Genomic DNA, 23,938 nt, shown 5'->3' with positions numbered 1-23,938 from the left:
ATGATGGCGATGACGATGGCTGAGATAATAAAGGCGAGCTGGGCGCTGATCTGGGTGAGCGGTTTTGGTGGCATGACGTGCCCTTGTATTGCTTATAGATTGAAAATACTCAAGTATTTAAGTTGATACGTCTAGTGCATAGCACTCATGACAGCTATTGCTACCTTGTTTTCTTTCCATAGAGCGTCGATCTGTCCTTTGTCTTCGGTTATTTATCTAAAAAGTAGCGCTAAGTCGGATTTTACGCATAAAAAAAAGCCTCACTATAAAGTGAGGCTTTTTGCGCTTTTTCAAGCTATATTTGGAGCGGGAAAAGAGATTCGAACTCTCGACCCCAACCTTGGCAAGGTTATGCTCTACCACTGAGCTATTCCCGCTTATTATCGAATCGTCGTGTTGTTAACAACTACTCCGTCTCGATAGGCTGGCTATTTTAGCAAATATTCTGTGGGTGTCAACACCTTTTTTAAAAATTATGGCTAATATTTTCAGTCCAGACCTTCGTTTTTGAGGAAATGTAACATAAGCAATTGATTTAAAAACAGGAATTACTTTTAGAAAAATATAAATTATTTTATATTAATAATAGCACTTTGAGGTTTATCCTCTGTCATTGATACCTACTACTTTGATTAAACCTTATCGCTCTACAATTTACCTTGTGTCACGTTTGTACATGACTTGACTATAGAAAGTTCTTTGTTATCACTAAAAGCAGAAAGTTACTTCATTATTAGCAATGTCTGTTTCACTTACAATCATACGCTCTATTGTTACTTTTCCTATCTTGGTTTTACTTGGTTAACATTATTATACTTATCTACAATGACAGCTCGAATAGGCTTTTATTGTCTTAGTAGGTGATTGGGCGCTGATAAAGAGCCATAAAAAATAGCGCCATTACCTACTGCAACGCGATTTACTTTGTTTGATTTTGCTTTTTACCATTTATCGAGAGGATGCTTTTCATGAAAAAACTATTGACCACTGGTGTGATGGCGGCTTCATTGTCCGCGCTGACATTGACTGGTTGTACCAGTACGACCAATACTGGTGCCGTTGGCGTTGATCGTCAGCAGTTATTGTTGGTTTCTAGCGAGCAAGTACTGCAGTTATCTGCACAGAGCTACGCGAAGACACTGCAAGATGCAAGATCAAAAGGTGTATTAGATACCAATACCGCCCAATTGAATCGCTTGAAAAAAATTGCTAATCGTTTGGTTGGTCAAGTGGGTGTTTATCGTGCAGATGCAGTAAAATGGAAATGGGAAGTACACACGATCAAATCTGATCAGTTGAATGCTTTTGTTATGCCAGGTGGTAAGGTTATGTTTTACTCAGGCATCATTGACCGTCTGAACTTAACTGATGATGAGATTGCTGCGATCATGGGTCATGAAATCTCTCACGCATTACGTGAGCACTCACGTGAACGCATCTCACGCGAATACGCGACCCAAACAGGTATCGGTGTTGCTGCTAGTATCTTTGGTCTATCACAAGGTCAAGCACAGCTAGCAAGCGTTGCTGGCGATCTAGGCTTGAGCCGTCCGCACAGTCGTACCCAAGAGAGCGAAGCCGATCAAATTGGTCTTGAGTTAATGGCGCGCGCAGGTTATAACCCGCAGGCCGCTATTACTTTATGGCAAAAAATGCAGCGTGCGAGCCAAGGCGAGCCGCCTCAATTCCTAAGCACTCACCCAACGAGCAGCAGCCGTATCGCGGAGCTACAATCATTGATGCCAAAAGTAATGCCACTGTATCAAAAGGCGCGTCGTTAACACGTGACTTAGCGTATTAAGCTACGACTCATGAAGTGCGCAAATACCAAAAAGCAAAGTACAGACTCTGAGCTGCGCTTTGCTTTTTTACTTTTACTATTTTACTTTTACTATTTTACTTTTACTATTTTACTTTTACTATTTTACTTTTACTATTTTACTTTTACTATTTATGGTTGTCACAGTTTAAGAGGTCTTAAAACGCGCGCTATACTGGTTTCTATGTCTGCTATAATGCCGATAGATATCATTTGCAGATTGCCTAATAGAATTGCGCAATATACATTGAAGGATTGTTATGAGCACTACACCTACCGCCGATGCACTTCATGCCAAGCTACAGGCTCTAGAGCCGCAGCACATTGAACTAATCAATGAGTCAATGGCCCATGCTGGCTATTTCGAAGGTAAAGAAAGCCACTTTAAGCTCACTATTGTCAGTGAGGCATTCGAGGGCAAGCGACTGGTCGGGCGTCATCAGCTAATATATGGATTGGTTACGCCTTTATTGACGTCCCAAGGCGGTCAAGTACATGCCTTAGCCATTCATGCTTATACACCGACAGAGTGGCAAGGTCAAAGCCCTGACAGTCCATTATGCGCGGGTCAAAATAAATAGCTGACAATAAAATGTTTTAAATAAGCCCATATAATGCAGTTCTAGCAGGAGCAATATTCGATGAAACATCTACACATGCTGATGGCAGTACTGACCATTGTGCTGTTCTTATATCAAAGCTACTTAGTGCTCAGCGCAAATAGACGCGCGCCACGCGTGGTCAAGATCGCCACTCATATTATCTATGCATTACTTATCGTATCAGGCGCGATCATGCTCATGCAACTGATGAGTGTTAATGCGCCTGTACAGTGGGTATTTGCCAAAATCATCTTACTTATCGCAGCGATTAGCTCAAGCATCAAAGCCTTTAATGCCCATGCGACACCCACTCAGAGCAAAACAGGTATCCTGATTTCAGCTATCGCATATGTTGGCATTGTAATACTCGCCTTTGCCAAACCCGCCAACCTATTTTGATAAGTAATTGTCGTTGTAGCAGCGCTTTAATATTTTGAGTAAATATCGTACTGCTATCGCACAAGCAGCCGTATTGATAAGACCGTAAAACATTTAACCATTTATATTTTTTCAATATATTAAACATGCTATTTTTGCTATCTTAAATAGATATAAATACAATTACTTAGCCTAATGGAGCCACTATGAAAACGTTCACCACAGCGACACTACTGGCAACAGTTGGCGTTTTTGCGCTCTCAGGCTGTGCCTCTACGGGTAATGTCACGCCGCAATATGTGCCGCCCAGCACTTATCAAAACTATGATTGCCAAGCATTGAGCCAAGAATACAATCGCGTCAACCGTTATGTCGAAGCGGCGCGCAATGAGCAATCTACTTTTGCAGCGTCCGGCGTGGGCGTGGGGATTTCTGCAGGACGCTGGGGTATCTCTCCCAATATTAGCTTTGGGGTTGGCAAAAGTGACAACACCAAAGCGCGTGACGCAAAGTTATCGCGGCTCTATGGTGAGCGCGATGCGATTGTCCAATCTGCCCGTATTCAACGTTGTAGTTTTGCCAATGGCATCAAGATTTATGGTGAATAAGATTTAGCGATCTGCACTTTCGTTAAGATAGAATCGTGACATAACAAAAAAGCCAATACGCGCTCAGCATATTGGCTTTTTTATGGCTATAACTTTGATGAGTCATAATCTAATCTGAGTAATACTACTTTACTAAGCCCTACGCCTGCAGGCTTTGCACCCACTGGATGATTTGATTGCTTGGTAGTGCGCCTGACTGACGCGCGACTTCCTTACCATTTCTAAAGGCAACCATCGTCGGTAAGCTTCGGATATTATAAGGGGCTGCCGCTTGCTCATATTTATCCGTCTGTACTTTGGCAAACACTACCTGCGGCAATTGACCAGCAGCCGTCTTGAACTCTGGTGCCATCATAATGCACGGCTGGCACCAGCTCGCCCAAAAATCTACGATGGTCAATACGTCGTTTTTTTGGATAACCTTATTGGCCGTTTGTGCATTAAGCTCATGCGGGCTTGCGGTCAATAATGATTGACTACATTTACCGCATTTCGGTGCAGCGCTTAGCCGTGCAGCCGGAACACGATTGGTTGCGTGGCAATGCAGGCATACTAAATGAAAACTGTGTTCACTCATTATCTGTGTCCTATTTTAATTGTTCTGGAGTGTCTCGATCGGTTTGTATCAATAATTTTAGCATAAACATTTATAGATAAGTGCCTACCCTACAGCGCGACGTGATATATCATATTTTTTAGTCATGACACGCTTTGATTTATTCACCAAGGGCATTGATGGGTACTTTTAGATAGCGCGTACCGTTATCTTCTGGCTCTGGAAAGTTCCCCGCATCAATATTCACTTGTACCGCTGGTATAATCAGACGCGGCATGTCCAAGGTCGCATCGCGGCGCTCACGCATTTGCACAAACTCTGCTTCGTTGATACTGTCTTTGACATGGATATTTTCTAATTTTTGGGCAGCAACGGTAGTCGTTGGGCAGTGCTGGCGACTCTCACGCGGATAGTCATGACACAAGTACATCACAGTATCTTCAGGGAGTGCGAGCAGTTTTTGAATAGAGCGATAAAGCGTCTTTGCGTCACCACCTGGGAAATCACAGCGAGCGGTACCCACGTCAGGCGCAAACAATGTATCGCCGACGAACACCACTGTTTTCTCATTATCAGATGCCATATAAGCCATATCAGCACGAGTATGACCTGGCACATACATGGCTGTGATTGTAATACTGCCGAGCGCTAGTGTCTCACCATCGTCCGTCAAAATATCAAACTGACTGGCATCGGTGCGGAAACTGGTATCAAAGTTAAAGATTTGCTTAAATATTTTTTGTACTTCGGTGATGTGCTGACCCATGACCAATTGCCCACCAAGGCTTTCTTTGACGTGGATGGCCGCCGATAAATGATCAGCATGAGCATGAGTTTCAATAATGTACTTGAGCATCCAATCATTTTCACGTACGAACTCAATGACCTCGTCAACGCTGCTCGTGCTCGTCCTGCCTGATTTTGCATCAAAATTTAATACGGGATCGACAATCGCACACACTTGCTGCTCGACATCGGCGAGTACATGAGTGTAGGTTTCTGTGTCTCTATCTAAGAAAGAATGAACTTGCATGGTTGCCTCTTTACTTATCTATGAATGTTTTTGCTATAGGGCTTTTTTTATCTCTAATTAACCCTTAAGTATGATATTGAGTCGTATATAATGTTTGCTTATATTTACGAATTATTTGTTATCACCAATATAGCAACTGCAATACATTTTATCAATTTATATAATGTAAATAATGATATCTTGCTATGTGGCGCGATATCATTGATAATCAACCATATATTATTAAAAATAATATGGCAGTGACTGCCTTATTATATAAGGAGCTTATTCTGGCTACTTCTAATTCAGCAATGAGTATGTCTACTCACAGCGCTAACGATGATGTGTCATCTGATAGCGCAGACTTTTCATCTATCGATCTGGCTAAACAAATGCAACAAGCCTCGATGCAAGCCAGCCAGCTACTAAAGTCGCTCTCGCACCCTGACCGCTTACTTCTACTCTGCCAGTTGACACAAGGTGAATACTGCGTCGGTGAGCTTGAAGGACTGGTCGGTGTTGGACAACCAAGCTTGTCGCAGCAGTTAGGTATCTTGCGTAAAGACGAGCTGGTTGCGACACGCCGTGAAGGCAAGCAAATCTACTATAGCATCGCAAGTGACGATGCCTTGGCCGTGTTAGATCTGCTTTATCAGAGATTTTGTGCCAAAACCGAATAATGCCGTACTCGCTTGACTGTTTTATACTGCTTTCTATCTTGGTGATGTATTGATATGTCTTCTATCGCTGCTCGTCTGATTCCTACTTGGCTGCGCCAATACCAGCTCACAGCGTTACCGACCGATCTCGTCGCAGGACTGGTGGTGGGCGTATTGGTGATACCGCAAAGCCTAGGCTATGCAGTACTTGCTGGTCTGCCGCCCGTGTATGGTCTGTATTCTGCGATCGTGCCTGTGCTCGTCTATGCTTGGCTGGGTTCTAGCAACGTACAAGCTGTTGGGCCCGTCGCGATCACCGCTATTATGACGGCCAGTGGTCTACTGCCTTATGCTGAGCAAGGCACAGAGCAGTATGCTCTGATGGCGAGTTTATTGGCGTTGATGGTAGGCGCACTGCTGTGGATTGCAGGGCGGTTAAAGCTTGGCTGGATTATGCAGTTTATCAGTCGCGGCGTCTCAGCAGGTTTTGTGAGCGGCGCGGCAGTACTTATCTTTGTCAGTCAGCTAAAGTATCTGATGGCGATTCCTATTGCTGGTAGCAGCTTGGTTGGCTATTTATCTACCATGCAGCACTATGCCAGTCAGGTGCATCCGCTAACGTTAGTGATTGGTATTATCGCGTTTTCGCTGTTGGTCGCTAACCGCTATGCGAGTCAATGGGTATGGCGAACGTGGCTGTCATCATCGTATGCCAAATGGGCCGAACGTTTATTTCCACTGGTTTTACTGGGTATTGCTATCGTTCTGAGTATGCTATTGCACTGGGACTCGCTAGGGGTTGCGACCATTGGTAGTATTCCACAAGGTTTACCCAGCTTTACGCTACCGCATATGACCGATCTACAGGAAGCGCTCAAGCTCTTGCCGACTGCAGGATTGATGGCACTGATCGTCTTTGTTTCTAGCAGTTCCGTTGCCAGTACTTACGCACGCTTGCGTGGTGAGAGCTTCGATGCCAACCATGAGCTGACGGGTCTTGGTCTTGCCAATCTGTCTGGCGGGCTGTTTCAAAGCTTTGCGGTCGCAGGTGGCTTTTCGCGCACGGCGATCAATGCTGATTCAGGTGCAAAGACACCCCTTGCCAGCCTTGTGACGGTGCTGGTAATGATTGCCGCGCTGATTGCCTTTAGCAATGCGCTCGCACCCTTGCCTTATGCGTTACTCGGTGCAACCATCATGGCTTCTATCATTGGTCTGATAGATATTGCAACCTTGAAGTCTGCTTGGCAACGTGATCGCTTGGATGGGGCTAGTTTTTTGGCTGCATTCGTCGGTGTGCTTATATTTGGGCTAAATACAGGGCTGGTCATTGGTCTGATGGTGTCATTCGCCAGTCTCATCTGGCAATCGAGTAAGCCACATGTCGCCATCGTGGGACAGCTGGGCGGTACAGGACACTTTCGCAATATCAATCGTCACGATGTGGTGACTTTTGACAATTTATTGATGCTGCGTATCGATGAGAGTTTGTTTTTTGGTAATAGTGAATCGGTACATCGTCGTATTCTAAATGCCATGCAGCAATATCCAGCAGCGCAGGAAATTGTTTTGATTATGGCCGCGGTCAATCATATCGATCTGACGGCACAAGAGATGCTCAGTACCTTAAATAAAGAGCTTGCGCTGCAAGACAAGCGCTTACATTTTAGTTTTATAAAAGGGCCTGTCATGGATATCATCGGACAGACCCCGCTCATTAGTGAGCTGTCAGGGCAAGTTTATCTCAGTACATTAGATGCCGTCGATGCCTTAAAGGACATCTAGCTGCGTCATTATTTCTGTACCACACTTTCAATCGCTACTGTCGTCTATTGCACAATATCGCTATGATAGAGCCTGTGTTATGCTAAATTGACTGAACAGAGGCTAATGGTACATAAACACATATCATCCTATTTTTTCATTCTCAACAATGCTTGACCCCATTTTGATAATTTCTGCCACGACCTCAATAATAAATATATATTAACAACGATAACTGAAGCTATTTATGACTGATGACATAACGATTTATAAGCAAATTTATCCAAGCCAATGTATCAAAATTGCCGAGCTTGGCTATCGCTCAGTGCTCAATATACGTCCAGACGCTGAGATCGAAACACAGCCCAACAGCTGTGATTTGGCAACTGCCACGAAGGAAGCAAACCTAACCTATCATCATCTGCCATTCGATGATGAGCGCTTAAGTATGCTGACCGTGGAGCAGTTTGCTGACTTTTACCATTCGATGCCAAAGCCCATACTGATGTTTTGCGGTACGGGCGCGCGAGCCAAACTACTGTATCAAAGCGCATTGATGCAAGGCCTGCTATAGCCTCGCTTATCGCTCTCGTTGAATCGCCCATTATTTTATAACACCCACCGAACCAATAAAAAAGGAGCTCCTATGAGCCATGAAGTTAGCTTTACCGGACAAATCACCCCTGACCAAGTGCCTATGATTGCCGAAAACGGCTTTAAAACCATTATCAATAATCGCCCTGACGGTGAAGAACCAAATCAACCAACCAGCGCAGAAATCGAAGCCGCTGCTAAAGAAGCAGGACTTGCATACAAAGAAATCTCATTTGCAGGTAACGAGCTGAATCAAACTCACGTTGAAGCATTTGCAGATTTTTTTAATCAAGCTGAGCAGCCAATGCTTATCTTTTGCCGTACGGGTAACCGCTCAAACGGTATCTATGAAGCCGCCAAGCAAATGGATTTGTTAGATGACTAGCTTGTTATTAATCTAATAAAATTTGCTACCGCTAAAAATAAAAATGCCCGTCCAGATTTTGGATGGGCTTTTTTTTGGGATATCATTTGAATGATAGAGATATCACGCAAGTTATAGACTGGTTAATTTTCGACATTGAGCACATAATAAAATTTTATGGATATGGTTTGATAGGACTATATGATGCAAAAACCACTACTGATCATCGGCAATAAGAACTACTCCTCTTGGTCGCTACGGGCGTGGCTATTGCTAAAAGCGTTTAGCGTTGACTTTGACGAGCAGCTGATTGAATTGTTTGATCCCTCAGCCCGCCCAATACTTGAGGCGCATTCACCAACGGATAAAGTCCCTGTCCTTGTTTATGGTCAAGGCGATCAAAAAGTCACTGTTTGGGATACGCTCGCCATTGCGATGCATGTTAATGAGTATTTTACGGATATCAATATTTGGACGGGTATCAGCAAATCTGACACTAACGCTCAAACTGACCATCAAAATAGTATCAACAGCGCTTATTGCCAAAGCATCATTGCTGAGATGCATTCAGGATTATCAGGTATTCGTAATGAGATGCCGATGAATATCAGAGCGACTGCTAAGATACATCCAAGTGAGGCGTGCTTAGCAGACATTGCCCGTATTGAGGATATTTTTACCGATTGCTTAAAAGGACGTTCCACGGACAGCTATTTGTTTGGACATTTCACAGCAGCTGATGTCTTTTTTGCCCCAGTAGTGCTGCGATTACAGACCTACGCCGATGCGTCCAATATCACTTTGCAACCACTGACCAAGCAGTATTGTCAGACCATGCTGAATAACCCGCATATCAAGGCTTGGATTCAAGCAGCACTGCAAGAGACACGGATGATTGAAGAAGATGAAGCGGGTGAGATTGTCTCGTTATCGGGTGTTTTGTCAGCTAAATAATACCTTCCAGAAAAAAACCACTTCAGCTTGGCTAAAGTGGTTTTTTGTTTGATAAGACTTCGAGTATAACGTCTTACTGTTTTTGCTCTAATGCCTCTTTTACTGCTTTTTTGCCCCATGCACTCAGATCGAGATCTAATTTCTCATACTCTTGCGCATCGAATAATGGCTCTTTGACGCCTGATTTTAATTGACGGGCAAAATCGTCAAGTAAGCGCTTGGCACGTGGGAACAGCATAATCAAGGCAAGTAAGTTGGCAAGTGCCAGTACGCCCATCAATGGATCGGCGAAGAAGAACACGGTGGTAGCTGCTGGAGCGACTGCGCCCAAGAACAAGATCGCAATCACCACAACACGCAACACCAAGGTTGCCGTTTTAGTATTCTTCTTAACCAAGAAGTTAATCGCATTTTCGCCCATATAGTAGTTATACATGATCGAGCTTAATGCAAACAATAGTAGCGAGATGGTTAACACGTACTGTGACCAATCACCAAGCTGAGCGGTGAGCGCTTGCTGCGCCAGTACAATACCATCAACTTCAGCACCTGGCTGATAAACGCCACTGAGCAAAATCATAAATGCCGTGGCACTACAGACAACGATGGTATCGATAAATACTGATAGTGACTGCGAGATACCTTGACTGACTGGATGCGTGGCATAAGCGGTCGCGGCAATGTTAGGCGCAGAACCCAAACCTGCCTCATTAGAGAACAGACCGCGCTTCATGCCTTGCTCAATCGCCACACCGATACCGCCACCAACGACGGATTCAATACCAAATGCATTTTTGACAATCATTGCCATCAGTGCAGGCAGATCGGCGATATTCAACACGATGATAATTAGTGCCATCCCGATGTAAATCAGCGCCATTACAGGAATCACCACGTCAGCGACTTTTGCAATACGCTGGATACCACCAAAGACGATAAATCCACCCGCAACCACCAGTACCGCACCTGATATCCAGCGATCAATCCCGAAGCTTTCAAGCGCGGAACCTGCTACCGTATTACCTTGGAATGCGATAAATCCAATGGAAAAAGACAGTAGTAAAGCAATAGCATAAATGACAGCGAGCCAACGATAATCTTTACCTAAACCGTGTAAAATATAAGTTGCAGGGCCGCCGCGAAAGTTACCATCATTGTCTCTGCGCTTGTAAAGCTGAGCCAAGCTACATTCAACAATACTGGTCATCATGCCGATGAGTGCCACAACCCACATCCAAAAAACTGCACCGGGACCACCTAAAGAGATTGCAACGGCAACACCAGCAATGTTACCACCGCCAACACGTCCGCCGATCGACACGAGCAACGCCTGACGGGCAGAAATGCCGTCGTCTCCTACTTCGTCCGTCTTAAACACACGGAACATACGTTTAAAATATGTAAACTGAGCGAACCTGCCCACAATGGTAAATAATAAACCAAAAATAATTAACATAGGCACGAGTGCCCAGCCCCATGTTAGATCCCCGACTAGGGCAAAAAAAGATTCTATATATTCCATGCCTATTTTCCTTATAGTTCATGACGCTATGATAGGTTTTATTGGGCTTATTATCGCATCTAAGACCCGTATTTGTAACGAAAATGGCGCATTTGTAACGTAAATGATGACATTTTTCAAGAGAAATTGCTTTGTTCACTCATCAAAATGACTGGTTTTTAAACTTTAGGCGCTATTCTATAGAAAAATTCCTATAAAAACGCAAAAAAAAGCCACCTCAATTAAGGTGGCTTTTTCTTCTGATACTAATTCTGATACTGAAGCTTACTGCATAACCAAATATTCAAATGCTGCCAATGCTGCTTTACTACCCTCACCCATTGCAATATTAATCTGCTTAAATGGTACGGTGGTTACATCACCGCAAGCAAATATACCTTTGCGATCGGTGCGGCAGCGCTCATCAATCTCAATCTCGCCAAAGCGGTTTAAATCGACAAAGCCTTTGACAAATTCAGTGTTTGGTACGAGACCGATTTGTACAAACACGCCTGATAAATCACGCTCATGCGTCTCGCCTGTGCTGCGATCTTGATAGACGATGGACGATACTTTGCCATCAGTCGCCTTGATCTCTTGCGTCGCAGCGCCAGTGATGAATTCAATATTAGATTTTTCTTTGGCTTTATTGATCAATACTTGGTCTGCTTTTAACTCATCAGCGAACTCTAAAACCGTGACGTGCTTAACAATGCCTGCCAAATCTAGCGCAGCCTCGACGCCTGAGTTACCACCGCCGATCACTGAGATATCTTTACCTTTAAAGAATGGACCGTCGCAGTGGGCACAAAATGCCACGCCTTTACCGATGTTTTCTTCTTCGCCCGGTACGCCAAGCTTACGCCACTGGGCACCTGTAGCCAAGATAATACTGCGTGTCTCAAACGTCTCACCAGTATTTAGGTTGATGCTGTAGTTTTCTTCTTCTGTCTCACCGATGTCTTTCACACTGACATGCTCTTTTAGCGTGATGTTGTATTCAGCCAAGTGCTTGACGAAATTAGTCGATAAATCAGTACCGTTGGTTAAAGGCACAGAGATCAAGTTTTCGATGTCCTGTGTGTCTTTGACTTGTCCACCGATGCGGTCAGCAACCATGGTCACTTTCAGACCTTTACGCGCAGTATAAATAGCTGCTGCAACGCCTGCAGGACCCGCACCGATGATAGTGACATCTTGCTGCTCTAATTGCTCAGCGTCATCTTCCACATCTGCCAGCAAATCTGGGAACTGCTCTTGTAATTTTCCAATCAACTTGGCAGTGTCGATCAGACCATTGGCAAATGGTTTACCGTTCAAAAATACGGCCGGCACACCTTGGATTTTGTTTGCTTCTACTTGCTCTTGAAATAGCGCGCCATCAATCATCTCATTGCTGATACCATCGTTTAGTAGCGCAAATTGGTTCAATGCCTGAACCACTTCTGGGCAGCTATGGCACGATAATGACACATAGGTCTGGAACTGTAATGGCTTATTAAAGCGCTTGACTAGCTTTTGGATACCGTCATCCAATTTTAGCGTATGACCACCCGCTTGCAAAATGGCTAGGATCAATGAGGTAAACTCGTGACCACCAGGAATACCACTGAATACGATACCTGTGTCAGTAGTGTCTCCATCAACATGACTGACTACTTTAAAACTAATCGCGCTTGGCAGGCTGTCGTCAGTCGCTTCTGCATCGAAGTTAATTTTGTCAGTTGTACCAGCAATCTTGGTCAAAAAATCAATGAGTTCAGCGCGTTTGCTGTGCTCACCGCTACCCAATACAAAAGTAATCGGGCGCGTCATGTTTTCGCTATATGTCTTAACTGCGTCTAATAAATTCTGATCTATCATGTTTGTTCCTCATTATGACTGAATATGTAACGGCAACTGTCATGCTGCACGCCTAAATATGAAATTCTTACACTTAATAATTTTATAAAAAACATTGTATATATCGAGCTTTCGCTCTTGAATGACCCTATTATCAGGTGTTCGCAGCATTTGGGCAAGCTGAGAAACTCAAACCTTACGTTTTATAAAACCAATCGTTAATAGGTTTAATCAATTAAATACAAATATACTGGTGGATAATAGCGATAGTAACTGGGTTATTTTTTCGCTACAATCGAGAATAGTTCTTAAGTTAAGCCGTCTTTTTAAAACAATACGCGATTGCTTGTGACAAGCTTGCGTTTCATGACAAGGATGAACACATGAGAAAAACAGATACTTTCCACGATAATAGAGATATTATTGCCGAACTGAAGCTCAAAGACAGTCATTTTGCGAATATTTTTGATGAGCATACCGAGCTTGACCAAAAAATCAATTATCTCGAAAAAGATCTAGTCAAGCATGCTAGCCGTGAAGAAGAAATAGAACAAATGAAACGGCGTAAATTACATCTCAAAGACGAGATTTATAAGATTATTGATAAAAATAAAGAACAATCTCGCGCCTGATATAGTCAATCCTAAATAAAACAAATACATTATATATCAAGGTGGAACTGGTCTAAATTTTCCTTGCGTGCTGTGCCTACGCAGACAGAGGCTGCGAAAAATTTATCCCAGTCCCACTGTATCGTTTTTATACTGAATTCACTATACTACGCCTACTACGATTATGATCAATAAATAAGACTCATAAGATTGTAGCTAGCGCCATAAAAAACCCCATCAACATCAGTTAATGGGGTCTTTATTTGTAGAACTGATTCACACTAAAAGTATAAAAGTCAGCGCTACTTTATCTAAGGGATGAAATAGCTACTTAGATTTTACCAACTAGGTCAAGACTTGGCTTAAGTGTATCGCCGCCTTGCTCCCAAGCTGCTGGGCAAACTTCGCCATCGTTCTCACGAACATACTGAGCGGCTTTTACTTTACGTAGCATATCTTTTGCGCTACGGCCAATACCGCCAGCATGAATTTCTGCTACTTGGATCAGACCATCAGGATCTACTAGGAACGTACCACGCTCTGCTAAACCTGCTTCTTCAATCATGACATTGAAGCCGCGAGTGATTTTACCAGTAGGATCGCCGATCATTGGATACTGTACTTTGCCGATCGCTTCTGAAGAATCATGCCATGCTTTGTGCGTGAAATGCGTATCAGTTGATACTGAGTATACTTCAACACCCAAACCTTTTAGCTCGTCGTAATGAGCGGCCATGTCTTCTAGTTCAGTTGGGCAAACAAAGGTAAAATCAGCTGGGTAAAATAGGAAGATCGCCCAGTTGCCTTTTACGTCTTCTGAGGTGATGGTTTTGAACTCACCGTTTACGTATGCATCGGCTGAAAACTCTGGGATTGCTTGATTAATAATAGATGCCATGATTGGCTCCTCTCTGGTTAAGTAAATTAAAATTATTTATAGGGATTTTTTAACTAGCCCTTTAGCTTTCTGGGCTACCCGACAAACTATACGCGAATTCTACGGTTAATCCAGTTAAAAGTTTTTAATGTGATGTTTTGTTTTATTAAACTTGTTAAACTATGCTCTCTATATCCTATCATTGGTACGTAACTGGTAATTTGCTGCCTTATAGAGGCTTACTGACAGGATAAATTACATTAAAAACCCATTAAAAGAGAGGTTTTATGATTACTTTACGACAACTTGAGTTTGCCCTAGCCGTCGCCAAACATCGTCACTTCAAACGTGCTGCCGAAGATTGCAATATTTCGCAGTCTGCCCTGAGCTTGGGTATCGCAGAATTAGAAAAACAGCTAGATACACAGATTTTTGAGCGCAATAACAAGCAAGTACTGATTACCCCTATCGGTCAAGAAATCCTCACAAGGGCACAGCGCGTGTTCTCTGAAGTGAGCGATTTAACCACGCGCGCCCATAGCCATCAGACACCGCTGGCGTATCCGATGACCGTTGGTATCATTCCCACGATTGCGCCTTACTTGCTACCAAAGGTTCTACCAGCCCTGCGTGCTCAGTATCCAGAGTTCCGCATGACTATCGTTGAGCAGCAAACCGAGCGGTTGCTTGAGCAAGTGCGCTACGGTCATATCGATACGGCTATCATTGCGCTGCCGTATGCCGTAGATGGACTACACAGTTTTGAGTTTTGGAGTGAAGACTTCTTTGCCGTCTTCCCAAAAGACGATGTACATGCCAAGCTTGATACCATCAGCGCTGACGAGCTAGCTACTGCCAATCTCATGCTACTTGGTGAAGGGCACTGCCTAACCGATCAGACGTTGTCTGTCTGTCATTTTGACCGTGCACAGATGAAGTCAAGCTTCTCGGATGCCAGCCTAAACACGCTGATTCAAATGGCGCTTGCCAACATGGGCACGACCCTAGTGCCTGAAATGGCACTCGATCAGTTGCACCTGCAAAACCAAAATGCCGTCGCTGTACCTCTGGCTGAAGAAGGACCACACCGCCATATTGCCTTTGTCACTCGTCTGAACTATGCGCGTGTCGATGATGTCAGCCTGCTGGGAGATGTATTTAATAAAGCGTTTAAAGATGCGGCCAATACAAAATAAGGGACAGGCAAAAAGGGTTAACTATGAATGAATTGCCACCTATGAATACTCATCTGAGCAATCATTTTTACTTATGCTTGTCTGCTCTTAATAGTGATGTGACACCAGACGACGCACAAGCACTCTGGCAAAGTATCTTTGTGCATTATGGCGAATCACAACGGGCTTATCATACCTTGAGTCATATTGAGCAGTTATTGGTACAGTTTGACAGTATCAAACACAACCTATCTGAGCCGCATATCGTGGCGTTGGCACTGTATTATCATGATGTGATATACAACCCAACACGCGCAGATAATGAGCAAAAAAGCGCTGAATATGCCGTAGACGCATTGAATACTTGTCTAAGCCCAGAGCAATGCCAAGACATCTACGCATTCATCATGATGACGGCCAATCATCAAATAGATGAGTCGACAGATAGTATTAAATATAGTAGTGTTAAATACAGTGATGCGGCATACTTATTGGATATGGATTTGAGTATTCTGGGTGCGCCTTGGCCTACCTATCAGCAGTATGCAAACGCAATACGTCAAGAATATGCACACGTCGCAGATGACAACTACCGTGATGGGCGCACTGCGGTATTACAAGGATTACTAGCGCATCCCAAACTCTATTTGACGGATTATTACTATAGCCAATTAGAAGCGCAAGCTCGGGACAATATCAAGCGCGAGCTTATTTCGCTCGCAGCTTTATAAATAACTCACTATCTTGCCGTGCTGGATGTGAATTATAGCTCGTCTCCATAATATCAATATCAAAATGGCTTTGAAAACGCTGCTGGTACTCTTCTTTAGTGCCACCAAATGGTGGTTCCTCTCGTCCAAAGTCAGTATCAAATAACAAACCAACCAGTTTGCCTTGTGGCTTTAACAGATTTGCCATCTGCTGCACGTATTCATCACGGCGCGCTGGATTAATCGCACAAAAAAACGTCTGCTCAAGTATCCAATCAAATTGGTACTGCTCAGCTGACAAACTAAAAAAATTCGCACAAATTAACTGCTCAGAAGGGAAATCAGGATAACGCGCCGCAAAGGCTTCAATCGGGGCTGGCGCAAAATCAACCAACGTGACATTGGTAAATCCTTGCTCATATAGATAGCCTACCTCGTAAGCATTACCAGCACCTGGTACGAGTATCGCCTCATCCTTGGCACTTTCAGGCAGCTGGTCAATATAAGCTTTGAGCGGTGACGATACGTGTCCCATATCCCAGCCAGTACTGTTTTTCTCATAGCGCTCCTGCCAAAACTCAGCTTGATTGACGTTTTCCATCTGACATCCTTGTATATAAAATTGCATTTAAACGACACGATTTGTATCGTTATTTCTTATTATATCAGGCTTGTCGAAATTATTTATAGTTGATTCAGTTTAAAAGAGAGACAAGGCAACCAAGCGCAGATGTATATGTGATACTTCAAGTAAGGTTGACGCTGTGACTCTTTTATAGAGGATTGACTATACATTATTTAGATGGCATGTTTAATCCAACTGGCCTATCTTGCCTGCCAATATGTTATGCCATTGCTGATAATCTGGCATCGCACTCGCCACCGTTTGCCAAAATGCAGAGCTATGATTGGCATGATGCAAATGGCACAGTTCATGGACGATCACATACTTGGTGCATTCTATAGGATAGGCAGGAAGATAAACGGACAACCAAATTCGCTTCGCGCGCGTGTTGCAGCTGCCCCAGCGTGTGTGCATTTTTTTTACTCGTATCTCATTGGCGTAAGTGCCAACAATTGGCTGCCATTTTTCAAATAGCGACGGCATGACATCGGAGAGCTGCTGGCGATAGTATGCTATTTTTTCATCATGACTTAAGGTAAGTGCCTGTACTTTACCCCATAAATAAATAGGCTGGTCAGCAGTTGTAAGGTCTGATGGTGCGCCTTGTTTATGTTGATGCTGTTCTAGCACTTGTGGATGGTGGTTAATCGCCCAAGACACTCGCCGCGCCACCGCGTCAGCAGCTTGTGAATCACTAATATGCAGTGGTACAGAAACCATCAAGACATGCGGCTTTAAACGAAAATTGATGTTTTTGACACGCTTTTTGCTGATATGTAGCTCAATATCTGCCTGTGCGAGCTGCTGTCTAATAGTATCTAAACGGATTTCCAAGCTAATGTTTTATCTCCTCAATGACAGTAACTGTACCGATGGCTACATATTATAACGCTTGCAAATGGTTATCAAAGGACATCCTATGCAACTGGCTGTCTGTACTAATATGCTTATCATCTTTACCATTCAATTTTGAATCTGGCGAAACACTCACTCTTAGCGCGGTCAATTGCCCTTGCCCATCACTGATGATAAATCCTGACGGTTTAATATCATCTACGTTATTGGTGATTGCACTATTACTGGATAGGACGGATGCCCCTGCACAATCAGGCAGGCTCACATCGTCAATCAATTCTCGAGTATGTAAGTCATAAATTGCCGCACAGCCACCAATCGGAGTGGTCACACAAAGCAAATTACGGTCGCTATCAACGGCGACGCTCGCAATATATTGATGAAAGCGTTGCCATTGATTGTTTGGCATAGTCAGTGGCGTAAAGCTAACATCACCGCGTTGGTGAGTCAGTACCAATGGTACATTGATATGCTTTTCGCCTTGGAACTGAATACCGACCATCACGGATCCATCATTGTGCATCGCTAAATGACGTATGCTCATCTGATTGTGCTCGGGCGTCACTTGCTCCAGCAGTGTGCCGTCATGACGATTCAGGTAGACCAGCGATGGTCGCATAGTGTCTAAATTTAGCTCTTGACGTGAGGCCTGCTCAGTTTTGATGCCCCCATTTGCAATGACTAATGTTTCTCCATCGGGATGCATAATTAGCTCATGCGGGCCGATACCATAGGAGTCAAATTCTGCTAATTTTTTATAAGCGTTGTTAGCATCGTAAACACCGATTTTACCTGCCAGACTCACTGTGTCATTCTCAGTTACGTAAAGCAATTTTCCATCTAAGCTATAACAAGCATGACCGTAGAAATGACGATGTAAATCCGCTTTGATCGCATGCTGCACTTGCCCATTTGAAGTATCAAGCACCCAGAATCTTTCGCTTGGACGACGACCCATGACGACGACGTCACGTCTTTGTTCAACATTGCTATGCTGAGATTGAGTATCCGGTACATTAACAGGTACAGGCTGAACAACGATGTCATGGACACGCTCAGGCATGGTCGTCTGCCAAACGATCTGTCTATCAGCATCAATGCCTACCACACCAAAGTCATGCTCATTTTGACTCGATGAGGCTTGATCTTTTGGCATAGATGCAACACCGCTGACCCAGCGAACAGGCCGTGCGAGCATCGTCGTCGTATGCATAGTAGTAAGATCAAGCACGTTACTCTCATTATCATCTATGACATGATGATAAGCTTGCTGCCACGTCACCGCTGCTTGCTGACAAGCATAGCGAAAACGTTTAAGGTTTGGCGTTGAGCCAGTGGCCGGCTGCAATACTTGTAACTGCGCGCGAATACCCGCCACATAATCTTGTAGACTGGCATCAGGATGCTGCTGCTTACGATAACGATGGTGAATACCGACCAGAGCCGCGGTACCGACTGCCGTGAGCATTGACGTTGTCAAAAGCTCACGGCTTATTGAACTGGCTTTTGGCTCATTTGATCTGTCATGATGCTCACCTTCTGACACCGTATTATCTTTAGCAGTAAACATCACTTAATCGCCATCGGTGCTATTAAAGCCCACTCGGATACCGAGTGCTGGAATTAGCTCGCGTTTAATCAAGCGAGTAACGGTAGTGAGATGGTCATATAGCGCCTGCTGATCGTCTTTGTCTGCGGCTGATAAATCTTCTGGCATTTGTGCCAATAAAGTGGTCGTGTCAGCCAGTGCCGTCGATAGATTATTAGCGACTGTACTCTCATCATTGCTATTAAGTATCGCCGTCAATACGGGATCTGTCATGGCCTTATTGATGGCATCTAGTTTTGCATTGATAATAGCGCGGCTTTGACCAGCCGTAGCCGCTGGCAAATGACCTTTTGCTTTGCCGCTCAGACCAAGTGGCTGGTCAATAGCGTTAGATTTCATCGTTTCAACCAATGACAATAGCGAGTTAAACCACTGATTTAAGCCTTTATCGCTCTCTGCTGTTTGATCTATCGCCAATAACTCAGTCGCGTTTTGCTGCCAGTTTTTCTCGATGTTCTTTAGGCGTGTGCTCAATGCACTACTCGCACTAATCACGTAAGCGCATTGACCAGCATTTAAGCTCTCATTGGCAAACAAGGCTTCTTCTAGTCCTGGTACACCCTGTACGATAGCGCTCTCGCCCGCGAGCTGCTCTGGCGTGAGTGTTGGATTGGCAGCGATCAGGTCGGCCACGCCGCTATGTACCAAGCCGCGCTCATCAGGATAATAGTTGATGTACAGATTGCTCATACTGGCAGTCGCAGGACCAAAATTAATCATCTCAGCACTCGACCACGCTTGTGCCAATACTAACCACTGCGCGCGTAATGCTTGTAGCTCAGCGCCGCTGACGGGTGCTTGCTGACAATGTTTCTGCGCCAATTCATTTAATAGATCACTTTGCTTTGCGGCATCAGCATACGCAGGAATCACAATGTCCTCTGCCACATGCGTCAAATACGTTTTTTGAGTCTCAGGGCTGATATCTACCGCAACGATCTGCTCAGTGCTTTCCTTGCTGCTTTCTGCTGAGCTGTCAGTAGTCGAGTTATTCTGTGCAACTTCTTGACTATCTACTTCTGCAGATTTGTTGTCGTCGGCAGGTTTAACACAGCTGATCAGCAGCCCGGCACTCAATGCAGATAGCGCCATCGCCAAAGCGTGATTTATTTTCATAGATTTCTCGGTAATGTTATAGGTAGTAATTTATTGCGTTTTTATGCTGATTTTATAATAGTGACTGTATTACAGTGACCTTATTATAGCGACTTTAAGAACGCATTTAGCTCGGCGCGACCTTGCTTGTCTAATTTCAATACTTGTTGCTGTTGCTTTTCGGCTTCTCCGCCGTGCCAAAGAACCGCTTCCATCAGCGTACGAGCGCGTCCATCATGTAAAAACGTCGCTTGTGGATCAACCGTTTGCGCAAGTCCCACGCCCCAAAGTGCGGGCGTGCGCCATTCATAAGAATTGGCTAAAAACTCAACTTGAGCGTCTTTTGGTGGTAGCTTACCCGCGATAGTACGATCAGCAAGGTCATCTCCCATGTCATGTAGCAATAAATCGGTGTAAGGATAAATCACTTGTCCATGCTGCTCAAGATGATCGTCGTCAGTTTTTGGCAGCTGATATCTTGGCGTATGGCAGCTCTGACAGCCCATGTCATAAAAACGCTTTTTACCCGCCAGCACAAGCTTATCATCCGCATTACGGCGGTGCGGCACTGCCAAATTACGGGTATAAAACTCCACAAACTTGGCAACATCATCGTTCACTTCAACGGGCGGTTTGCTATTGCCTTGCTCATCAGCGCCTGTTGACGCATTTAAGCAGGCGGTCTGGGTCGGCATGCAGGACTCATGAGGACGAATGTTTGACGTCAAACCCATGTCTTCGTTAAAGGCACTTTGATTCTGGGTAATCAGTTTGGTTTGACCGGCTTTCCAGCCAAAACGTCCAAGCGCACGTTTGCCAGTCTGTGGATCCATCACCCAATTGAACTTACCACTAATGTCGCTATTACTCTTATTGTTTGCTTGTTTTTTAATATCGTCATCAGGTATTTGCTCTAGCAGCCCAAGTCCAATCATTGGGAGCGCCACTCGCGGTGATACCATCATTGCATCATCAAAAGCGCCATAACCAGGGTTGGTCAGATTAAAGGTTGGCGCACGTAGCGTCTCAACATGCCCATCAGCAAAAGTGACTGGCTTATCTGTCCACTGCACCGCAATTCTGGCTTCAGCAGGTACACCTTGGATACCCCGATCTTGCAATTGCCCACCATACATAGGGTGGACGACCTTTTCAATCAGTGAGTCCTGTAACTGCTGACGCTGCTCATCCGTCGTTGCTGGCATAGAGAGACGAAGCAATAAACTGTCCGCATCATCATCGGCAGTCATGGGCGCATGACCGCGGCCGTCTTTGATATGGCAAGACTGACAAGCCGCCACATTGAATAGCGCACCAAGCCCATCTCGGCTATCGGTACTGGCAGGGGCGACCACCCAAGGCTGCTTAAAAAATGCATTACCAATAAAAAACGAGCCCTTACGCGACGCTGCTAGGTTCGATGAAGGCTTAGAGTAGCTTTCAGCACTGGTAATACTGATACCAGAGTCACCACCCTGCTTGATCTCTTGCGGATCAAAACTGACCAGTTGCTGCATCGGCATGCCAGCCAGTGCTTCGATATTTTCGGCACGTTCAGAGGTGAGCGGTTGAGTTGTTTCACTGGTGCTTGCGCTACCCTCATTACCCGAGGTCTTATTCGAAACGCTATCAGCTGGTTGACATGCGCTCAGTGCCACCGTACCCACCATCATAAGTGCAAGTTTGGATGGCAAATTTTGTATTATGCTAGATGAGAAAGGAAAAACAGAGGATTTGATATAAATGGCTTTCATAAAAATTAAGTGCCTTGGTTTTAGAGTAGAACCAATATGTCGATGACGATTACATATCTAGTCATCGACTTTTATGGTTCGGAACACCGACCTATCGGCCTATGTTCCGAACTTTTGATAATTGCAAAAATACGTTGCCGACCGTAATCGACAACGTATATATGAGATCCAATCTATATTTTTATAAAAGTGAGCCTTGTTACTTGATAACAGTTGGCTCAGCATGATGAATATAATAAAAAGCCTTTAATCATCAAAAATGCGCTTAAAACTGTGACCCTGCATCTGCATCAAGATTATCAATACCAACGGCTTTTGCGGCATTTTCGATACCAGCGGTCAGCTCTTGCAAGCTATTAATACCCGCTTCTACCCAGCCGCGACGGATATTCTGCTCTTCAGCAGAAACGCCTTCTTGACTTGCTTGACCAACCGTTGCAATCATTTGGTCAATTTTGATGCCTTCTTTCTCACCCTTTTCAACCATGACGTTGAATGCACCTTCGACTTTACTAAAGTCAACGGCCAATTTATCAGCTTCCTCTACATGACTGCTGTCAACGAGATAGTCTTTAACACCATAGCCACCGACTGTTTTACCAGCGACTGTCTGGTAGCTACCATTAAAGACATTTTGGATACCGCGGGCATTATTAGCATAGCTCAGATGCGTCAAATCACTAAAGCACTCATGCTCATCTTCGGTAGACCCTGTGACAAAAGCGACCTGCATACGCTCAGAGGCCAACTCACCCAGTGCTAAGCTGCCCATTTGATACATGATCTGACGCAGTCCATTGTCGTATTTACGCGCCATCAAATCACTACGTAGCGTATTTTCGGTATCAGGCTGCCACTGAGCTTCCATTGCGGTCAAATCATCCACCAATAATTGAGTGGCGGCTTTTAAGAACTCACCGCGGCGCTCACAAATACTGGCATCTTCATTGACCGTATCACCGCTGGTACATTGTCCAGCTTCCGTCACATAATCAGTGACCGGGCGATTACCCGCGCCCTCTTTTACGCCATTGGTATCTTGACCCCATAACATAAACTCAATCGCATGATAGCCCGTTGTGACATTAGCCTCACTACCGCCAATCTCGTTCATGTCGGCAAGCAGCTCAGGTGTAATTGTACTGGTATCTTGCTTGGTACTACCGACCGTAATGCTATCGCTATTGATGATATTTTCTTGACTGTTGTACTCACCTTCATAGTCATCACTGACATAATCAATCAGCGCCTCATCTAGCGGCCAAGCGTTGATTTGACCTTCCCAGCTATCAATGCTATTGATCGCGCGCTTATCATTTGCCGTCACAAACCCTTCATCAAAACGGAAAATTTCCGTCTGTGAGTACGGCTGGCGCGCAGCTTTATAGGCAGATTTGGCCGCATCAAGGTTGGCTTGAGTTGGCGTCGCAACATAGGTATCTACCGCTGCTTGTAATGCCTTAGCAGTATCTAGCGAGTCTTTGTAAGCGGCGTGTGCCATGTTTGCATAGCTGATCATCAGTCTATCAATATGTGCTTTTTCGGCAGCTGATATTTCTGTATTGTCGCCTGTTTCTGTGCTTACAACCTCTGTCTGCGTCTCAGTAGCAGCAGTGTCTTCTTCGGTTTTTTTGGTACAGCCCGATACCATTAACAATCCTGCAAGTGCAACAGCTAAAGTAGTTGGTAAAATCTTACGGCGTGTTTCTGTGGTAATCGTCATACAAATCCTCAAAGAGATAGCAAAATTCGTTTTGGTTAAATGGCTTCCATCATATCGATTATCAAATCACGCCTTAATCAGCTGATTTGATCTAGTATATTTATGCTTATCGCATATTATCAAGCCTGTAACTATTCAGTAATAAAACACTAATAAATTATAGTGTTATTGATAATCGTTATCAATACTTAATTTTATGTTAATAATCATTAATCTTTATGATCCTTTATAAAATGTTATCAAATACTAAA

23 protein-coding genes and 1 tRNA gene are annotated in these 23,938 nt (G+C 44.3%); 12 read left to right on the top strand and 12 right to left on the bottom strand.

Annotated elements, in window-relative coordinates; genetic code table 11:
- Window positions 1-302: 302 nt before the first annotated feature.
- Window positions 303-377: transfer RNA gene (locus tag BTW00_RS06705), tRNA-Gly, on the bottom strand.
- 591 nt (window positions 378-968) lie between these two features.
- Between BTW00_RS06705 and BTW00_RS06700 the strand changes: the two genes are divergently transcribed.
- The 4 genes from BTW00_RS06700 (at window position 969) to BTW00_RS06685 (ending at window position 3,407) form a co-directional block, all read left to right on the top strand.
- On the top strand, window positions 969-1,781 hold the full coding sequence (locus BTW00_RS06700) for a M48 family metallopeptidase (protein WP_075106767.1): 813 nt from the start codon (window positions 969-971) through the stop codon (window positions 1,779-1,781).
- Between the two features lie 298 nt (window positions 1,782-2,079).
- On the top strand, window positions 2,080-2,400 hold the full coding sequence (locus BTW00_RS06695) for a BolA family transcriptional regulator (RefSeq protein ID WP_058025709.1): 321 nt from the start codon (window positions 2,080-2,082) through the stop codon (window positions 2,398-2,400).
- Window positions 2,401-2,460: 60 nt separating this feature from the next.
- Window positions 2,461-2,820: a SirB2 family protein gene (locus BTW00_RS06690; RefSeq protein WP_075106766.1), complete on the top strand. Its 360-nt coding sequence runs from the start codon at window positions 2,461-2,463 to the stop codon at window positions 2,818-2,820.
- Between the two features lie 185 nt (window positions 2,821-3,005).
- Complete coding sequence (locus BTW00_RS06685; RefSeq protein ID WP_075106765.1) at window positions 3,006-3,407, top strand: hypothetical protein; 402 nt, start codon at window positions 3,006-3,008, stop codon at window positions 3,405-3,407.
- Window positions 3,408-3,546: 139 nt separating this feature from the next.
- Here the strand turns inward: BTW00_RS06685 and trxA are convergent, their stop codons facing one another.
- Entirely contained in the window at window positions 3,547-3,984 is a 438-nt protein-coding gene (gene trxA, locus BTW00_RS06680) for a thioredoxin (RefSeq protein WP_075106764.1), read from the bottom strand.
- A gap of 139 nt (window positions 3,985-4,123) precedes the next feature.
- Window positions 4,124-4,996, bottom strand: coding sequence for an MBL fold metallo-hydrolase (locus BTW00_RS06675; RefSeq protein ID WP_075106763.1), 873 nt, complete (start codon window positions 4,994-4,996; stop codon window positions 4,124-4,126).
- 371 nt (window positions 4,997-5,367) lie between these two features.
- Between BTW00_RS06675 and BTW00_RS06670 the strand changes: the two genes are divergently transcribed.
- The 5 genes from BTW00_RS06670 to BTW00_RS06650 all read left to right on the top strand — a co-directional run bounded on the left by BTW00_RS06670 (window position 5,368) and on the right by BTW00_RS06650 (window position 9,310).
- Window positions 5,368-5,655 (top strand): helix-turn-helix transcriptional regulator, encoded by a 288-nt coding sequence (locus tag BTW00_RS06670; RefSeq protein ID WP_075106774.1) that lies wholly within the window; start codon window positions 5,368-5,370, stop codon window positions 5,653-5,655.
- A gap of 54 nt (window positions 5,656-5,709) precedes the next feature.
- A complete protein-coding gene (locus tag BTW00_RS06665) occupies window positions 5,710-7,419 on the top strand; it encodes a SulP family inorganic anion transporter (RefSeq protein ID WP_075106762.1) in 1,710 nt (569 codons plus the stop codon).
- Between the two features lie 226 nt (window positions 7,420-7,645).
- Window positions 7,646-7,972 carry a beta-lactamase hydrolase domain-containing protein gene (locus BTW00_RS06660; protein WP_075106761.1) on the top strand — a complete coding sequence of 109 codons (327 nt, stop codon included), beginning with the start codon at window positions 7,646-7,648 and terminating at the stop codon, window positions 7,970-7,972.
- A 72-nt stretch (window positions 7,973-8,044) separates the two neighbouring features.
- Window positions 8,045-8,377 (top strand): TIGR01244 family sulfur transferase, encoded by a 333-nt coding sequence (locus tag BTW00_RS06655; protein WP_058025716.1) that lies wholly within the window; start codon window positions 8,045-8,047, stop codon window positions 8,375-8,377.
- Between the two features lie 180 nt (window positions 8,378-8,557).
- On the top strand, window positions 8,558-9,310 hold the full coding sequence (locus BTW00_RS06650; protein ID WP_256714021.1) for a glutathione S-transferase family protein: 753 nt from the start codon (window positions 8,558-8,560) through the stop codon (window positions 9,308-9,310).
- 73 nt (window positions 9,311-9,383) lie between these two features.
- On the opposite strand, the gene BTW00_RS06645 is transcribed toward BTW00_RS06650, so the two are convergent.
- Together BTW00_RS06645 and ahpF are read right to left on the bottom strand one after the other, a co-directional pair.
- Window positions 9,384-10,832, bottom strand: a complete 1,449-nt coding sequence (locus BTW00_RS06645; RefSeq protein WP_075106759.1) for a sodium:alanine symporter family protein — start codon at window positions 10,830-10,832, stop codon at window positions 9,384-9,386.
- A gap of 264 nt (window positions 10,833-11,096) precedes the next feature.
- The gene (ahpF, locus tag BTW00_RS06640; protein WP_075106758.1) at window positions 11,097-12,674 is read right to left on the bottom strand and encodes an alkyl hydroperoxide reductase subunit F; all 1,578 of its coding nucleotides are present in this window, start codon (window positions 12,672-12,674) and stop codon (window positions 11,097-11,099) included.
- A 362-nt stretch (window positions 12,675-13,036) separates the two neighbouring features.
- Here ahpF and BTW00_RS06635 point away from each other — a divergent pair, with 362 nt between their 5' ends.
- Complete coding sequence (locus BTW00_RS06635) at window positions 13,037-13,285, top strand: YdcH family protein (protein WP_075106757.1); 249 nt, start codon at window positions 13,037-13,039, stop codon at window positions 13,283-13,285.
- A 310-nt stretch (window positions 13,286-13,595) separates the two neighbouring features.
- On the opposite strand, the gene ahpC is transcribed toward BTW00_RS06635, so the two are convergent.
- A complete protein-coding gene (gene ahpC, locus BTW00_RS06630) occupies window positions 13,596-14,162 on the bottom strand; it encodes an alkyl hydroperoxide reductase subunit C (RefSeq protein WP_058025494.1) in 567 nt (188 codons plus the stop codon).
- A 266-nt stretch (window positions 14,163-14,428) separates the two neighbouring features.
- Between ahpC and BTW00_RS06625 the strand changes: the two genes are divergently transcribed.
- Window positions 14,429-15,337 carry a hydrogen peroxide-inducible genes activator gene (locus BTW00_RS06625; protein ID WP_075106756.1) on the top strand — a complete coding sequence of 303 codons (909 nt, stop codon included), beginning with the start codon at window positions 14,429-14,431 and terminating at the stop codon, window positions 15,335-15,337.
- A gap of 23 nt (window positions 15,338-15,360) precedes the next feature.
- The gene (locus BTW00_RS06620; protein WP_075106755.1) at window positions 15,361-16,047 is read left to right on the top strand and encodes a hypothetical protein; all 687 of its coding nucleotides are present in this window, start codon (window positions 15,361-15,363) and stop codon (window positions 16,045-16,047) included.
- Here BTW00_RS06620 and BTW00_RS06615 read toward each other — a convergent pair.
- The 6 genes from BTW00_RS06615 to BTW00_RS06590 form a co-directional block, all read right to left on the bottom strand.
- Entirely contained in the window at window positions 16,025-16,627 is a 603-nt protein-coding gene (locus tag BTW00_RS06615) for a methyltransferase domain-containing protein (protein WP_075106754.1), read from the bottom strand. The two genes, BTW00_RS06620 and BTW00_RS06615, sit on opposite strands and share 23 nt — an antisense overlap.
- 210 nt (window positions 16,628-16,837) lie before the next feature.
- Complete coding sequence (locus tag BTW00_RS06610; RefSeq protein ID WP_256714020.1) at window positions 16,838-17,485, bottom strand: M48 family metallopeptidase; 648 nt, start codon at window positions 17,483-17,485, stop codon at window positions 16,838-16,840.
- A 49-nt stretch (window positions 17,486-17,534) separates the two neighbouring features.
- Window positions 17,535-19,076, bottom strand: a complete 1,542-nt coding sequence (locus BTW00_RS06605; protein WP_075106752.1) for a DUF1513 domain-containing protein — start codon at window positions 19,074-19,076, stop codon at window positions 17,535-17,537.
- 3 nt (window positions 19,077-19,079) lie between these two features.
- Entirely contained in the window at window positions 19,080-20,231 is a 1,152-nt protein-coding gene (locus BTW00_RS06600) for an imelysin family protein (RefSeq protein ID WP_075106751.1), read from the bottom strand.
- An 83-nt stretch (window positions 20,232-20,314) separates the two neighbouring features.
- On the bottom strand, window positions 20,315-21,964 hold the full coding sequence (locus BTW00_RS06595) for a di-heme oxidoredictase family protein (RefSeq protein ID WP_075106750.1): 1,650 nt from the start codon (window positions 21,962-21,964) through the stop codon (window positions 20,315-20,317).
- 265 nt (window positions 21,965-22,229) lie between these two features.
- On the bottom strand, window positions 22,230-23,687 hold the full coding sequence (locus tag BTW00_RS06590; protein ID WP_075106749.1) for an imelysin family protein: 1,458 nt from the start codon (window positions 23,685-23,687) through the stop codon (window positions 22,230-22,232).
- Window positions 23,688-23,938 lie beyond the last annotated feature (251 nt).

Origin of the sequence: Psychrobacter sp. C 20.9 (assembly GCF_001921765.1) — a bacterium.
Lineage (GTDB): Bacteria > Pseudomonadota > Gammaproteobacteria > Pseudomonadales > Moraxellaceae > Psychrobacter > Psychrobacter piscatorii_B.
This window is presented reverse-complemented; position numbering and strand designations above follow the sequence as displayed.

Excerpts from the sequence above, each read along its gene's own strand:
- BTW00_RS06700 (WP_075106767.1), top strand. The coding sequence starts at position 969 with ATGAAAAAACTATTGACCACTGGTGTGATGGCGGCTTCATTGTCCGCG.
- BTW00_RS06695 (WP_058025709.1), top strand. The coding sequence starts at position 2,080 with ATGAGCACTACACCTACCGCCGATGCACTTCATGCCAAGCTACAGGCT.
- BTW00_RS06690 (WP_075106766.1), top strand. The coding sequence starts at position 2,461 with ATGAAACATCTACACATGCTGATGGCAGTACTGACCATTGTGCTGTTC.
- BTW00_RS06685 (WP_075106765.1), top strand. The coding sequence starts at position 3,006 with ATGAAAACGTTCACCACAGCGACACTACTGGCAACAGTTGGCGTTTTT.
- trxA (WP_075106764.1), bottom strand. The coding sequence starts at position 3,984 with ATGAGTGAACACAGTTTTCATTTAGTATGCCTGCATTGCCACGCAACC.
- BTW00_RS06675 (WP_075106763.1), bottom strand. The coding sequence starts at position 4,996 with ATGCAAGTTCATTCTTTCTTAGATAGAGACACAGAAACCTACACTCAT.
- BTW00_RS06670 (WP_075106774.1), top strand. The coding sequence starts at position 5,368 with ATGCAACAAGCCTCGATGCAAGCCAGCCAGCTACTAAAGTCGCTCTCG.
- BTW00_RS06665 (WP_075106762.1), top strand. The coding sequence starts at position 5,710 with ATGTCTTCTATCGCTGCTCGTCTGATTCCTACTTGGCTGCGCCAATAC.
- BTW00_RS06660 (WP_075106761.1), top strand. The coding sequence starts at position 7,646 with ATGACTGATGACATAACGATTTATAAGCAAATTTATCCAAGCCAATGT.
- BTW00_RS06655 (WP_058025716.1), top strand. The coding sequence starts at position 8,045 with ATGAGCCATGAAGTTAGCTTTACCGGACAAATCACCCCTGACCAAGTG.
- BTW00_RS06650 (WP_256714021.1), top strand. The coding sequence starts at position 8,558 with ATGATGCAAAAACCACTACTGATCATCGGCAATAAGAACTACTCCTCT.
- BTW00_RS06645 (WP_075106759.1), bottom strand. The coding sequence starts at position 10,832 with ATGGAATATATAGAATCTTTTTTTGCCCTAGTCGGGGATCTAACATGG.
- ahpF (WP_075106758.1), bottom strand. The coding sequence starts at position 12,674 with ATGATAGATCAGAATTTATTAGACGCAGTTAAGACATATAGCGAAAAC.
- BTW00_RS06635 (WP_075106757.1), top strand. The coding sequence starts at position 13,037 with ATGAGAAAAACAGATACTTTCCACGATAATAGAGATATTATTGCCGAA.
- ahpC (WP_058025494.1), bottom strand. The coding sequence starts at position 14,162 with ATGGCATCTATTATTAATCAAGCAATCCCAGAGTTTTCAGCCGATGCA.
- BTW00_RS06625 (WP_075106756.1), top strand. The coding sequence starts at position 14,429 with ATGATTACTTTACGACAACTTGAGTTTGCCCTAGCCGTCGCCAAACAT.
- BTW00_RS06620 (WP_075106755.1), top strand. The coding sequence starts at position 15,361 with ATGAATGAATTGCCACCTATGAATACTCATCTGAGCAATCATTTTTAC.
- BTW00_RS06615 (WP_075106754.1), bottom strand. The coding sequence starts at position 16,627 with ATGGAAAACGTCAATCAAGCTGAGTTTTGGCAGGAGCGCTATGAGAAA.
- BTW00_RS06605 (WP_075106752.1), bottom strand. The coding sequence starts at position 19,076 with ATGTTTACTGCTAAAGATAATACGGTGTCAGAAGGTGAGCATCATGAC.
- BTW00_RS06600 (WP_075106751.1), bottom strand. The coding sequence starts at position 20,231 with ATGAAAATAAATCACGCTTTGGCGATGGCGCTATCTGCATTGAGTGCC.
- BTW00_RS06595 (WP_075106750.1), bottom strand. The coding sequence starts at position 21,964 with ATGAAAGCCATTTATATCAAATCCTCTGTTTTTCCTTTCTCATCTAGC.
- BTW00_RS06590 (WP_075106749.1), bottom strand. The coding sequence starts at position 23,687 with ATGACGATTACCACAGAAACACGCCGTAAGATTTTACCAACTACTTTA.